Origin of the sequence: Bacillus sp. KH172YL63, from assembly GCF_011398925.1 — a bacterium.
In the GTDB taxonomy this organism is placed as follows: domain Bacteria; phylum Bacillota; class Bacilli; order Bacillales; family Bacillaceae_B; genus Rossellomorea.
Genome location: NZ_AP022842.1, coordinates 3,910,891 through 3,925,000, shown reverse-complemented (window position 1 = coordinate 3,925,000; position 14,110 = coordinate 3,910,891). Strand labels below are relative to the sequence as shown.

Annotated in this window: 11 protein-coding genes and 2 rRNA genes (1 of these 13 cut by a window edge); 12 read left to right on the top strand and 1 reads right to left on the bottom strand. The window is 45.0% G+C overall.

Translation table 11 applies throughout. The annotated features are described in order from the left end of the window. The 4 genes from KH172YL63_RS19900 to KH172YL63_RS19885 form a co-directional block, all read left to right on the top strand. Nucleotides 1-333: ribosomal RNA gene (locus KH172YL63_RS19900) — 23S ribosomal RNA — on the top strand; it begins 2,602 nt to the left of the window's first position. Between the two features lie 99 nt (nt 334-432). Continuing rightward, nucleotides 433-547: ribosomal RNA gene (rrf, locus tag KH172YL63_RS19895) — 5S ribosomal RNA — on the top strand. A 1,021-nt stretch (nt 548-1,568) separates the two neighbouring features. Next, entirely contained in the window at nt 1,569-2,399 is an 831-nt protein-coding gene (locus tag KH172YL63_RS19890) for a tyrosine-type recombinase/integrase (protein ID WP_173107728.1), read from the top strand. A 71-nt stretch (nt 2,400-2,470) separates the two neighbouring features. After that, nucleotides 2,471-2,905 carry a hypothetical protein gene (locus tag KH172YL63_RS19885; RefSeq protein ID WP_173107727.1) on the top strand — a complete coding sequence of 145 codons (435 nt, stop codon included), beginning with the start codon at nt 2,471-2,473 and terminating at the stop codon, nt 2,903-2,905. Between the two features lie 54 nt (nt 2,906-2,959). Here KH172YL63_RS19885 and KH172YL63_RS21665 read toward each other — a convergent pair whose 3' ends face one another. Continuing rightward, nucleotides 2,960-4,072 carry a c-type cytochrome gene (locus KH172YL63_RS21665; protein ID WP_232066066.1) on the bottom strand — a complete coding sequence of 371 codons (1,113 nt, stop codon included), beginning with the start codon at nt 4,070-4,072 and terminating at the stop codon, nt 2,960-2,962. A 174-nt stretch (nt 4,073-4,246) separates the two neighbouring features. On the opposite strand from KH172YL63_RS21665, the gene KH172YL63_RS19875 reads away from it, so the two are divergent. The 8 genes from KH172YL63_RS19875 to KH172YL63_RS19840 all read left to right on the top strand — a co-directional run bounded on the left by KH172YL63_RS19875 (nt 4,247) and on the right by KH172YL63_RS19840 (nt 14,110). Continuing rightward, nucleotides 4,247-5,035 carry an SGNH/GDSL hydrolase family protein gene (locus KH172YL63_RS19875; RefSeq protein WP_173107726.1) on the top strand — a complete coding sequence of 263 codons (789 nt, stop codon included), beginning with the start codon at nt 4,247-4,249 and terminating at the stop codon, nt 5,033-5,035. A 268-nt stretch (nt 5,036-5,303) separates the two neighbouring features. Further along, nucleotides 5,304-8,375, top strand: a complete 3,072-nt coding sequence (locus KH172YL63_RS19870) for a cell wall-binding repeat-containing protein (protein WP_173107725.1) — start codon at nt 5,304-5,306, stop codon at nt 8,373-8,375. Between the two features lie 227 nt (nt 8,376-8,602). Then, entirely contained in the window at nt 8,603-9,172 is a 570-nt protein-coding gene (locus tag KH172YL63_RS19865) for a competence protein ComK (RefSeq protein WP_173107724.1), read from the top strand. 195 nt (nt 9,173-9,367) lie between these two features. Beyond that, nucleotides 9,368-10,267 carry an N-acetylmuramic acid 6-phosphate etherase gene (gene murQ / locus KH172YL63_RS19860; RefSeq protein WP_173107723.1) on the top strand — a complete coding sequence of 300 codons (900 nt, stop codon included), beginning with the start codon at nt 9,368-9,370 and terminating at the stop codon, nt 10,265-10,267. A 37-nt stretch (nt 10,268-10,304) separates the two neighbouring features. After that, nucleotides 10,305-11,657, top strand: coding sequence for a PTS transporter subunit EIIC (locus tag KH172YL63_RS19855; RefSeq protein ID WP_173107722.1), 1,353 nt, complete (start codon nt 10,305-10,307; stop codon nt 11,655-11,657). Then, a complete protein-coding gene (locus KH172YL63_RS19850) occupies nt 11,654-12,676 on the top strand; it encodes a MupG family TIM beta-alpha barrel fold protein (protein ID WP_173107721.1) in 1,023 nt (340 codons plus the stop codon). The genes KH172YL63_RS19855 and KH172YL63_RS19850 overlap by 4 nt, the downstream gene beginning before the upstream one ends. Before the next feature lie 262 nt (nt 12,677-12,938). Beyond that, nucleotides 12,939-13,715: a beta-ketoacyl synthase N-terminal-like domain-containing protein gene (locus KH172YL63_RS19845; protein WP_173107720.1), complete on the top strand. Its 777-nt coding sequence runs from the start codon at nt 12,939-12,941 to the stop codon at nt 13,713-13,715. Further along, nucleotides 13,712-14,110, top strand: a complete 399-nt coding sequence (locus tag KH172YL63_RS19840) for a hypothetical protein (RefSeq protein ID WP_173107719.1) — start codon at nt 13,712-13,714, stop codon at nt 14,108-14,110. Before KH172YL63_RS19845 ends, KH172YL63_RS19840 begins: the two co-directional genes overlap by 4 nt.

Sequence of the window (14,110 nt, the reverse complement as noted above, 5' to 3'; positions counted from 1 at the left end):
GCGGTACGCGAGCTGGGTTCAGAACGTCGTGAGACAGTTCGGTCCCTATCCGTCGTGGGCGCAGGAAATTTGAGAGGAGCTGTCCTTAGTACGAGAGGACCGGGATGGACGCACCGCTGGTGTACCAGTTGTCTTGCCAAAGGCATCGCTGGGTAGCTATGTGCGGAAGGGATAAGTGCTGAAAGCATCTAAGCATGAAGCCCCCCTCGAGATGAGATTTCCCATCACGTAAGTGAGTAAGATCCCTAGAAGATGACTAGGTAGATAGGTCAGAGATGGAAGCATGGCGACATGTGGAGTTGACTGATACTAATCGATCGAGGACTTAACCACAAAGAGTCATATTTATATGAACAATCGGCTGATATTCGGCTTTCTTGACATCAATTCTTTATCTAGTTTTGAAGGAACAAACCTTCAATTAAATATTCGTCTGGTGATTATGGCGAAGAGGTCACACCCGTTCCCATGCCGAACACGGAAGTTAAGCTCTTCAGCGCCGATGGTAGTTGGGGGATCTCCCCCTGTGAGTAGGACGTCGCCAGGCAAATAGTAGGAAAGAGTAGCTCTTTAGAGGGCTGCTCTTTTTTGTGTGGGATTTTGGTTCTACAGTATTTGTGGGGGTTCTTACACAATTAGAAGACACAAAAAAGCACGTAATCGCCCAGTCTTTTATACTTGAATTGTCGAGAAACAAGTATAGATAGGGGATACGTGCATAATGAATTCTACCATAATGTTGCCTGGTTTTGAAGATGTAAATATCAAGAAAATGGATGAGTGACTTTGTTTGCATATAGAGCTTCCTCTTATCTCACATAAATGTCGAGAATGGGTGGCCAGCTCAAAAAGTTCATGATGACCGGTTCCAAATTAGTCGCAGCTTTCATGCAGATGGTCGTTTGGGTTCGATATTAGAGTGTGGGATGTCGCCAGGCGAATAGTTAGAAGGGTAGCTTTTTGAGAGTTACTCTTTTTAGTTGGTGTGGATGTGGGAGGGGGATGGTTGGTGAGAAGGGTGGCTTCCGGGGAAGAGATGTTGTATGGAAGTGTGGAGCTAATATATTGCTAAGGCTGAGTCGGATATAAATCGGCTAGAAATGGTAATATTGTTAAAAGACGCATAAACCAAGTAAAGTGACGCATAAATGAAAAAAACGACGCATAAACCTCCGAAACTGACGCAATTAACTCGAAAAGAGACGCATAAACCTTTCAGAATGACGCAATCATCTTTACGCACCTTCTTGAACAGTTCTCCAAACTATGAAAATCATCATTTTCAAAGCCTCCATATCACATTTTGAATAAAATTAGCCTCAACTTTATTCAAAAAGATCGATTGCGAATGAAAAAGTGACTCAAAACATGCTTGGACTTTTCAAAACCTATTTTATCCTTCCAGTTGAGAGGGAGTCATAAATTTAGCGCAATTATTGGTCTGAAGTCAGACCCCGAGCCCTACCTCTACTGCTATCCCCACCCCACACATTCGGAGAAGTTGACTTCTTCCACCATTCGTTCTACGATAGGAGAAAATAGAGGTTTGATTCGAAAGGGTGGTACGCTTGCAAGGTTCTTCAAGTACTACGATTGATCAGTTTTTGGCATGGCTTGAACATGAAGGAAAATCACTCAATACCATCTCGACTTACCAGCAGGAATTAAAGAAATTTGAGAATTGGCTTCAATCAAATCATCAAGAATTAAAGGATATTACTCATGATGATGTTAAGGGATATATTCTTTCTTTGGAACAGATGGGAAAAAGTCCAGTCACCTTGGATAAGATTTTAGGGGTGATCAGGACGTTTGCCAAGTATCTGAAGAGACCTGATATTACGATGGATATTAAGATCAAACAGGCCGTGAAAAAGGATGAGATCGAATCGTTATCCAAAGAAGAGTGTGAGGCTCTTTTGTCGGAAGTGAAAGAAAGTGAAAATGAGAGAAATATAGCGATTGTGTATATGCTGCTTCATACGGGAATCCGGGTGTCGGAGCTGTGCGCTTTGGATGTGAAGGATGTAGACTTTTCAACAAAGGTGGTGAGCGTTGCGGATTCTCATGGGGATAGGCGGGTTATTCCTTTATCAGAAGAGTTGATTAGCGCGCTTTCTCAGTATTTGAATGTGATTGGCGTGAAAGAGGCATTGTTTGTTTCAAAGACGAATGAGCGTTTGACGGAGAGGTCGGTGCAGTATATGCTTAAGAAATTCCATGTGAATGCTCAGAAGCTTCGTCATACGTTTTGTCAGCAGCTGATCGATCAGGGTGTGAGTCTTGAAGTGGTATCGAAGCTTGCGGGCCATAAGGATATTAATGTGACGAAGAGGTATGCGAAGTCACGGGAGATTGAAGGGGAATTCGAACAGGCGATTAGGCGTACCTTTTCGTAGCAGTCGTAGCTTCACCTTAGTTCTGTCCATCGAAGGCTTGCTCCTCTTGGTTTTATGAAAGGAAGCTATAAATGAAAGATTTATATAATAAAGTACTGGCAGCGATCATTTCTCCTATCTTTTTTTCTCTTGTCATGGGTTGGATGATGCATACTCCTATGGAGGAGAGAGAATATGAGTGCTGTTATCTGGGTTTTCTTGAAGGGTTTTTGATGTTATTGATGCCTTCTTTACCAATATATATTGTGTTTGGGCTGTTGGCTGCCTATGTGGTGGATCGGATAATGGAAGCACTAAATATTAAACGATTTTCCTATCTGGTTCAACTGATTTTGTATGCTATGAGTGGTCTTCTTCCAGCTCTTTTTCTTGGATTGATATCTGAAGGGATTCAGTGGACGTTGATTTATGCCTTGTACAGCGTTCCAGCGGCACTCATTTATTATCATATATTTCTTGGTCTTCACTACTTTGAGAAATTCAGAAACAAGAGATACTCCGCGTGAACAAATGCCGCATACCTGTCTTTTCAATGTCAGGTGTGCGGCATTTTTGCGTCATCAATGTTCTAATTCTACAAGGTAATCGGCCAGTAGCTCTGCTTCCTCCGTTTTCACAAGGCCTTTTGGCATAATCCCTTTTCCGTTCATTAGAATGGTATGGATTTCTTCTTTTGTCATCCTGGAACCTATGTCAGTTAATTTGGGGCCGACTCCTCCTTCCAGGCTTCCTCCATGACAACTAACACAAGCCCCCTTTATGATTTCACGAGATGCTTGTTCACTCGGAGCGGACCATACTTCTGAAGACACTTCCTCCACATAAATGGTTTCATTTATGAGAGGTCGGTTTTGCTCTGTGACTCTCACCCGATAGGAACTGTTGTAACCTTTAAGCTTTTTTGATCCATTCGGATAAGCAATTATGAACTCTTCATACGTTTTTACCGTGATGTCGGTGCTAGAATTGTGGTTAATGTTTTGAACCTGAACAGTCACCACTTCTTCTTCGAGTCCTTTTTCATTGATTGTTTGGATGGCTCCCTGGCTTTCATTATAGATTTTCCCCTGAGGATCGAGAAGTGGTTCGATATATGAGAAATCTTTGTCCCTGATTGCTTCCATCCCCAATGTTACATAGTTTTCTATTAATGTTTCAATGTCTTGATCGGTGATGGAAGGCCGGGGTGCCTCAGTCTTATTAGTGATTGCAACAGCGGGGATATCAATTTGTTTATCTTCGTCCTTTGAAGCTTGGACGTTTGTTTTCTTGGATATCTCTGTTTGGTTATCAAATCGTGCAAATATTGACCGTGGTGGAGGATCTCCAAGATTGATGCTGCGGGTATGGAAATAAGCAGTTGGGGAATAGATACTGTCCCAGTTTGCCTGTACATCCACTTTTACGATAAATCTTTTGTCATCAGGGTGCTGATTATAGAGCACTTTGATGTTTAGGTCCTTTTTTCGATAGGCGTCCAGATATTCATTCAAGGATTCTTCGGTAAAGTATCGATCATTTACTTCTACATAAGATGTCACATCATAGGCAATTTCCTTAGCTACAGGCTTAGCGACAAAGAAATAGAGTGCCCATTCCAACGATTTCATCGTGATCAGTCCAAGAATAATAATGGTAAAGGTTCCTTTGATTATTGCTTTTAGTATATTCATTTGTTAACTCCCAATAAAAATATAGTCTCCTCATCTATTATCGGACTTTCCCCAATCTTATTAACAAAAAATATTGTCGTAACTTTTATCATCATTCATACCAAATTTATACATATTTTGCACCGTGTCTCCTCTATCATGAAATTTATAGACTATATTTTGTGGGGGATGAGAATGAAGAAATTTTTTATATGGTTGTTGGCGATTGTCACTATTTCAACTTTAGTGGGAGGAAAGCTTCATTGGGATAAAAGAGTAGAAGCTGTCCAGGGGATAAATAGCACAGTGACTGATGAAGAGAATGAGAAAAATGAGTCTGAGGAAAAAGAGAAAAGAGAGAAGCAATTGGAAAAGCTGAATTTTCTACCCCCTGAGTTAAAAGAAACGTTCAAGGATAAAATGGAGAGAGAAGAACCTGTTCATTTGATGGTTCTGGGTTCTGGTTCCAGCTCAAGCCGTGAAGGGGCATGGCCGGGGGAACTTGAAAAAGGATTAATCGATACATATGGTAAGGAATTCATAAAAGTGTCACTGAACGAAGTGGGTAACAGGACTTCTCAACAAGTCATTGAGGAGGATCTACATAAGCGTTTCGCTGAAATGAAGCCTGACATACTCTTGCTTGAACCGTTTTTATTAGCCGATTATGAAGGTGTTGACTTATCGGATCGGTTGAAGAACATCGATGATATTACAGGAGAGTTTAAGAAATTGAACCCGGACATTTTTATCATCATCCAGCCAAGCAATCCCATTCCAGAGTCAGCCGAATACACTGAAGCGGAAGCTGAGTTAGAAAACTATAGTAAAGAGAGGAAATTTGTTTATCTAAACCATTGGGAAGCCTGGCCGATTGACGGGGGTGATGAGATCAAAAACTATTTAACAAAGGACAATCAACCAAACGAAAAAGGGAATAAGGTTTGGTTTGAATATGTAAGGAAGTATTTTATTAGAGGTTAGTCTTTTCCCCGATATATAGAGAACCCCTGGACTAGTCCAGGGGTTCTCTATGTGATTAAACAAGTGTTTAATATCACCATTGTAAGAAAATCAAAGGCTTTTTCCTGCTAATCAAACGTTTGTTTAAATCTAGGGAAGCGGGTGGTTATTCGTGTTAAATCAAAAATCAGATTCTAATATATTCCTTAAAATATAAAATATTTCCAAAAGATTATTTCTGTGGTTTAATAGAATCTGTAGTGCATTTTATCATTAGTGGAGGTTCTAGATGAAAAAGAGGATTCGTAGTTTGGTAGCTTTGGTTTTTGTTTTTTCTTTGATCTTCAGCCAGTTTTCTGTATTGGAAGCGAAGGCGGAGGAGTCGGGTATTCCTGAAGATGAAAGTGTCTTGACGATTGGTGCTGCTGTTGAAGGTGAGTTTGATATGAATGAACATATCAAATGGTTCAAAATTGATCCAAGTGAACGTGAGATTTCCGATTATACTCATCTCCGTATCAAGCTTCAATCTGAAGTGGAATTGAATGTAACGGTTTACTCGAGTCTTGAAAATGCAATTGAAAACCGGGCCTTTGATCGTTATATGAACTATTCATATTACAATGAACCGGCGATCATCGACTTCCCTGTTTCGTGGGTCGGTCCTTATTATATTAAGGTTGAATCATACGGAATGATGGAAGAAGAATATATGGATTCCGAGGAAGAATACGATGACTACACCATCCCATTTTTAATCGGTTACGATGGGGTGACTTTACCTCCATCTGATGAAGTCATTGCAGAGGAATGTCCAGCTGAGTTAAGTACGAAAGAAAGAGAAAATGGGAAAGGGATATTGAGAGATTTAAGGACAATCCGTGAGAACGTTTTGGCAAAAACGGAAAACGGGAAAGAGTTATCCTCTCTTTATTATAAATCAGCTCCATTTATCAGTTCTAAAATGGTGTTCAGTAAAGATCTTCGTAATAGTGTTTACAACGACCTCGTTCAATTGAAGGGCTTGTTTGCAGATGTAGCAGCAAACGGCAGTTCAAGTTCTTATAAAATCACCAAAGAGGATCAACGTGCGATTAACGATTTATATGAGAGTGCGCTTGCCTCCACCCCTGACTTTCTTCAAGAGAAAATTGAGGAAGAGGGGAAAAGTATCGGGGTTCATAATCTGACGAATTTAACTGTATCGTCTATTTTAGCAAAAGGTGGACTTTCTCCGGTGAAAGCGGCCAGTAACCGGATCATCGTGAAATTAAAGGATAAAAAGAATGTAGCAACCATTCAAGGAAAGGCCGCTTCATTGGGTGTCGAATCGGTTTCTCCATTGAAAATCAAGGATTCTTTTTTCTCCAATATGTATGTAATGGAAGTGGAGAATCAGGAAAACACGATGACAGCCGCTTCTTTAAGAACGACTGTAAAAGGCATTGAGGACCTCCCGGAGGTAGAATTCGCTGAAACTGTCCAACAGTATGAAGCACTTTCTTCAGATGCCCAATTCCCGTATCAATGGTCTCTTCAAAATAACGGAGATAATGGAGGGACTGCAGATGCTGATATTCAATATGAAGAACTTCAAGAACTTCTCAAGGATCAATCGCTAAGTGAAACTGTCATAGCGGTAGTCGACACGGGTGTTGACTATTCCCTTGCAGATTTAAGCAGCCGGGTATTAAAGGATGAAGGATATAACTTCGTCGGCAGGAATGCGGATGCAATGGATGATCATGGACACGGAACCCATGTGTCGGGAATCATTGCTGCCGAATCCAATAATCACTATTCGATGGCGGGGATTAATCCTTTCGCAAAGATCCTTCCAGTGAAAGTCCTTGATGCATCCGGCAGTGGAGATACAGAACAAATTGCATATGGAATAAAATATGCAGTTGATCATGGGGCCAAAGTCATCAACTTGAGCCTTGGCGGATCATACAGCCGTGTCATTGAATATGCGCTGAAATACGCTCATGATCATGGCGTGACAGTGGTCGCAGCTACTGGAAATGATGGGATGGAAGAACTCTCATACCCTGGCTCTTCAAAGTATGTTGTTGCGGTTGGAGCAACAAATAATCTGGATATTGTTTCCGATTATTCGAACTATGGGAATGGTATTGATCTTGTAGCTCCTGGAACGGATATTCCAAGTCTCGTTCCAGACGGGAATGTCACGTACATGAGCGGGACGTCCATGGCGGCTCCTCATGTTGCTGCGGTTGCAGGACTGATTCTTTCACAGGATGGTGAACTGACACCTGCTCAAGTTGAAAGGGTGTTAACAAGAACAGCGGTAGATATTTCATTCGATGAAGAGGATAATCCAGGCACTGGTTATTATTATGAGGATGAATATCCTTACCCTGCAGAATTGGTTTTCCCTGGTTATGATACGGTATCAGGATGGGGCAGATTAGACGCCTTCGGAGCGGTTACCGGAATGGATCAGGCAAATATCGGAACAGAAAGAATCTTTGGAAGCGATCGTTATCAAACCGCTGTGGAGATTTCCCGTAAAGGCTGGGAGCAGTCAGATGTAGCGGTGATTGCGACAGGGCGCAACTATCCTGACGCTTTAAGCGCGACGCCTCTTGCTTATCATCACAGTGCGCCATTGTTGTTGACTGATACGACAACCCTTACTCAAACAGTAAAGGATGAATTGAAACGCCTAAAAGTGAAGAAGGTCATCCTGGTTGGAGGTAAATCGGTCATTTCCCCAAATGTAGAAAAAGAATTGAAAGAACTGAAGGTCAAAACGGTTAACAGAATCAGTGGTTCAGATCGTTATGATACTTCTGTGAAAATCGCAGAGCAATTAGGCTTTACCGATCGGGCCGTAGTAGCAACAGGAGAAAGTTTTGCAGATGCCCTTTCCATTGCACCGATTGCCGCTTCGTTAGAAATGCCGATTTTACTGACTAAAAAGAGTGGCACTCCGGAGTCAGTGAGTAACTTTATAGAAGAAAGCATGTTTGAGCAGTTCTATGTGGTTGGGGGAGAATCAGCCATTCCTGATATGGTTGCTGAAGAGCTGATGTATTATGAGCGTTTAAGCGGAGCCGACCGCTACGAAACGAACAGCATGATCATTCAATATTTTGCATCAGAACTCAACATGTCGACGCCATTCATCGCAACAGGCAAGAATTATCCTGATGCCCTTGCAGGATCTGCACTTGCCGCTGCCAATGGCAACCCGGTAGTATTGACACACCCGAAAGAAGTACAATTTACAACACTGGATACGCTTGCTGCTTTTGCACCTGTAACAGAGAAGTACTATATTCTTGGCGGTGAAAAAGCAATCTCAAATTCAGTCATTGAATCTTTAGTAGAATAAGAATCACCTTACCTTCGTTCCATGCAGATGCAGGGACGGAGGTTTTTTATGGATAGATTTCGACATCATCCAGCATAGAAAATCATTTTTCATTAAATTATGAGATTTTTCCCGAAAATCAAACAAATATAAATAGATATTTTCCAATATTAGTATATAATGGGATTTAAGTCCTAAATTTATGAAGATTCAGAAAACCGGGACTTATTTTATGGAGGAAAAGGAAGGTGTTTGGTTTGAAAGATTTAGAAGTGCTGGTGACGTGCAGGACGGTGGCGGTCGGGCCTGCTTATGACGGGATTCATCAATCGATTGTGTATGATTATTCTGGCCGGAAGTGGTACAGCAAGAGGTCGGTGATGGATATATTGGATTCGTCCTGTATGATCTACAGATCCACGTATGACGGAAGGATCAAGGCTGTCCGGCATGCGTTCGACTACTTTAGGAAAACACCTCTTATGCTCTGTCCGCAACAATTCATCTATGCGATACCCACTGTGGCCCCAACCCAATATGATTGCATCTGGCTTTTCTGTCAGCATATCGAATCATCTTCCAGCTCAGAAGACAAAACCTACGTACATTTTACAAATGGAGAAAGAATGGAAATCAACTGTTCCCAGAAAGTGTTCACCAAACAAAGAGAACGGGCTGCAGCGGCCATGAATCACTTCTCCACCATCCCGAACCTCTCACACCAGAAGCGTCACGACACAGCTCTTTTTTTTCCCGGATTTCAATCCGGCATCATGGACACAACCGAAATCGGAGAGGACACATTCTTCGACCATTAAGAGGGACGGACCTTTAATTCAATAACGGAAAACAGGAGTGGGAAGCAGGTTCCAACTCCTATTTGTCGTGGGATGAATTTTCTGTTCTATACTGAAATGATATTTCATACATTTTAAAATATGATTGAAATAATATTTTAAAAGTGATATGTATATAAGTAATGAAAACGCATACAGTCACTGGGGGAATGACGGATGAATGATAATGTTTACGAGCTGTCGACGGAAAAGGTGAATGAAAAGACGGTGGAAATTGATACGGCGGATACCGGAGAGATCCTCCGCATGATGAACGAAGAGGATCAGAAGGTGGCGACGGCTGTGAAGGCAGTGATCCCTGAAGTGGAGAAAGCGGTCGACGCGGTGGTGAAGTCGATTGATGCCGGCGGAAGGCTGATCTATATGGGGGCAGGCACGAGCGGGAGGCTCGGGGTCCTTGACGCGGTCGAGTGTCCGCCCACATTCAGTGTGGACAGTGAAGTGGTTGTCGGCTTGATGGCCGGCGGGGAGAAGGCATTCGTGAAGGCAGTCGAAGGCGCGGAGGATGACGAAGGGTTGGGTGCTGCCGATCTGAAGGGCATCTCACTTACGGACAAGGACACTGTAGTGGGGATCGCGGCGAGCGGTCGCACCCCTTATGTCATCGGAGGGCTGCGATTTGCCAAAGAAGCGGGGGCTGCGACTGTTGCCCTGTCATGCAACCGGGGGGCGAAGATTTCTGATGAAGCGGAGATTGCGATCGAAGTGGATGCAGGTCCGGAAGCACTGACCGGGTCCACGCGGCTTAAAGCTGGGACCGCTCAAAAGATGATCCTGAACATGATCTCGACCGCATCCATGATCAAGCTTGGGAAGGCGTATGGCAACCTGATGGTCGATGTGAATGTGAGCAACTATAAGCTTGAACAGCGGGCCATCGGGATCATCTGCTCCGTCACAGGGGCCGATAAGGAAACGGCCGCGGCCACCCTGAAAGAAGCACAGCATGAGGTGAAGGCTTCCATCGTGATGATTACGCTTGGCTGTGGATACGGGGAAGCAAAAAGCCGTTTAGAGGACGCAAATGGGTACGTCAGGCTGGCAATCGAGAAATAAATAAATCGGGCACGACAAGGGAAAGGGGAAGGTGACAATGACGAATCAAGAGTTGGCAAGGATCCTTTTAGAGAAGTTCGGCGGTGCTCTCAATATCGCAAGCTATGAAAATTGCATGACGAGATTGAGAGTGAAGGTGTATGACGATAGTGCGGTGCAGAAAGACGAGATGAAGGAAGTAGAAGGCGTATTGGGATTTGTGGAGGATGAAACGTACCAGGTGATCCTTGGTCCAGGGAAGGTCAACCGGGTGACGGAGGAATTCGGGAAGCTGTTATCGGGAGCGGACCTTGATTTGAAGGCACGGGCGGCTGGGCAGAAAGCCGAGCTGAAGAAAAAGAACGCAACGCCATTTAAGCTTCTGCTAAGACGGGTTGCGAATATTTTCATTCCCCTGATTCCAGCCTTGATTGCGTCAGGGTTGATTACCGGCTTCACCAAGTTCTTCGTCCAGGCAGGCTGGCTAAGCGGCGAATCACAGCTTGTCATGATGCTTTCCATCATTGGGAGCGGATTGTTCGGGTACCTTGGCATCCTCGTCGGGATGAATGCAGCGAAGGAATTCGGCGGGTCTGCCGCTCTTGGCGGTCTTGCCGGGATCTTGATCATCAACCCGGCGATCGGGGAAGTGGCACTGTTTGGTGAAAATCTGCTCCCTGGCCGGGGCGGGTTGATCGGTGTCCTGATTGCCGCCATTTTCATTGCTTTTGTTGAAAGAAATGTCCGGAAAGTGATTCCACAAGCGATTGATATCATCGTGACGCCAACCATTGCACTGCTTGTGACCGGGTTATTGACGTACACCGTATTCATGCCTGTCGGTGGATTCATTTCAGATATCATCACGAGCGGCCTCCTGTCCCTGATTGATATGGGTGGAATCGTGGCCGGATTCGTTCTTGGTGCGACATTCCTTCCCCTTGTTGTCACAGGCCTCCATCAAGGCTTGACCCCTGTCCATCTTGAGCTTATCAATTCGATTGGGGATGATCCGCTCCTGCCGATCCTTGCCATGGGCGGAGCAGGTCAGGTGGGAGCGGCTTTTGCCATCTTCATGAAAACGAAAAAGAAAAAGCTGAAGCGAGCGATCGGCGGTGCCCTGCCGGCGGGGATGCTTGGAATCGGCGAGCCGCTCATCTTCGGTGTCACACTGCCGCTCGGACGGCCATTTTTGACCGCCTGCCTTGGTGCCGGGTTCGGCGGCGCTTTCCAGGCGTACTTCGATGTGGCAACGTTCGCGATTGGGGTGTCCGGATTGCCGTTGATCTTCCTCGTGAACGCAGGAGAAATCCTTTATTATACGCTTGGTCTGTTGATCGCCTATGCTGCCGGGTTTGTCATCACATATCTGTTCGGGTTCAAGGATGAAATGGCGAGTGAGTTCGAATGATCGGCATCTCGGTCTATTTGTCTGATGAAGGAGCCGAGGAGCGAATTCTCCGGGCTTCTTCAGCCGGTATCAAATGTGCCTTCACGTCCCTTCACATCCCTGAAGAGTCAGGGATGGATGCAGGTCGAGTCGGGCGGCTGTTCTCCCTTTTTAAAAGGGAAGGAATTGAGGTGTTCGCAGATATCTCGAAGCATACCCTTCCGCTGTTGGGGTTGGGACGATTTGAAGAATTGAAAGAATGGGGTGTCTCGTCGGTCAGATTGGATGATGATTTCACGGCCGGTGAGGTGTTGGCGCTCTCGCGGCATTTCCGGATCGCCGTAAATGCAAGCACCGTCGGGGAGGCTGAACTCAGGGAGTGGCTTGATAGTGGAATGAAACCCGGTGACATGATTGCCTGGCATAACTTCTACCCAAAGCCAGTGACCGGGTTGGATCAAGCGTATTTTCTCGAGCAACAGGACCGGTTCAAATCGTTGGGTATCCCGATTTATGCGTTTATCCCAGGTGACGGGGAGAAAAGAGGCCCCCTGTATAAAGGACTGCCCACATTGGAGGATCACCGTGATCAAAGTCCTTATATAAGTGCAGTGCAGCTGAGCCGGAAGGGCGTGACAGGCGTATTCGTCGGCGATCCCGGTTGTTCACCGGAGCTCTTGCGGAAGCTTGTGGAATTCGACAGGGATGGAGTCGTCGAGCTTTCCTATGAAGGGGAGGCTGATATCGAGGGAGAGTACCGTTTGAGACCGGATCCTGGCCGGGACACTGTCCGTCTATTGAACACAAGGGTGGTGGACAGCGTGACCCCCTCCAATACAACAGCAAGGCCAACAGGTGCCATCACCCGGGACAACGATCTCTATGGCCGGTATAAAGGAGAAATGGGGATCATCCGGACCGATTTAAAGAGCGATCCTGCCGTGAACGTCGTTGGAAGGATTTGTGAAATGGACCGTGCGCTGATTGAGTGGCTGGTGCCGGCGCAGGAGATCCGGTTTGTGGAGAGGGACGGACCTTGATTGTTGAGTACCTATTGAACAAATACACCAGATTCGTAACAGGGAGAATCCGGCCAATATACTGATTGACCGGGACAAAGTGGCGGTAGGTTGGAACACATGAAAGGGGGACGGACCTCAATATTCAAGGTCCGTCCCCCTTTTATTTAAGTTTATGAGGATTGTGTCGAGATTTGATGGATTATGTCGAGTGGGGTGCTTTATAATAAAGATTATAGAGTGATGGTAAGTTGGTTTTTACTACTTTTTTAGGATGATGTCATTGGACAGCATAGTTGTAACAGGTTATGGGATCAAAGCTCCAGGTGCGATGAGCAAGGAAGAGTTTTATAGAGTGTTAGAGAAGGGGATATGCACCCATTCGCTTCTTGAAGGAAGAGGTAAGAATCGGACGAATATCATTGCAGGGGTGGTCGGGGACGACTTTGAATCGATCAAAGGAAGGAATTATGTGCACTATCCCCGGTCGGCAAGGCTTGCAATGGCCGCTGCGGATGATGCCGTTTTGATGGCAGATCTTGTTTGTCCGTCACACCGTGTCGCAATCATTATGGGAACATCAGCAGGAGCGATTCTTGAAATCGAGCACTATTCATCTGTTGCCCTCGACTTGAAAAAGTACCCGATACACGGCATTTCCCTTGTTGATACACACACGCTCTCAGCGGCTGTGGCACAGCATATCGGTACGAAAGGTCCCGCCTATACCATTATGACTGGCTGTACAGCAGGTCTCGATGCCGTATTGCTGGGGAAAATGATGTTGGAATCAGGTCAGGTGGACGCATGCATTGTCGGCGGAACCGATGCTCCCCTCGGCCAGTGGAGCATAAATGGATTTACGAAAACAAGAAGCATCAGGTCGAATGTCGAACCCCATCAGACGGGTGTCCCTTTTTCAGATGAGCATCGAGGGTTTGTGCTCTCAGAAGGAGCGGGCATCTTGGTAATGGAAAGGGAGCGCACCGCTGTACAGGCTGGGAAAACGATTTATGGTAGAATTCAAAATGAGGAACAAGAAATGAAGGAAAACCGATGATGGAGACGGATGATTCAGGAGAGGACATGCTATCGGTTTATAAAGAAACGATAGGTAGTACAATTCCTTGTTATGCAAACAGTCAGGCCTTGGGGCTAAAGAACAATGACCGCATCGAAGGGAATATACATAGACAATTGTTCACGAAAGATGTCCCGTTGACTTCCATCAAGGGAATGATCGGGCACACCTTTGCCTCAATGGGTGTGATTCAAATGATTTCGGCTTTCATATCGATAGAATATGGATTCATTCCCCCGACAATCAAAACGGGAAAAAAAGGATTTGAAGATTTGCCGATCGTGTGCGAACCGATATATCAACCAGTCAGGTCTGTCAGCATCACCGCCCACGGCAACAGTGGAAATAATGCCTGTGCAATTGTCACCAAATAA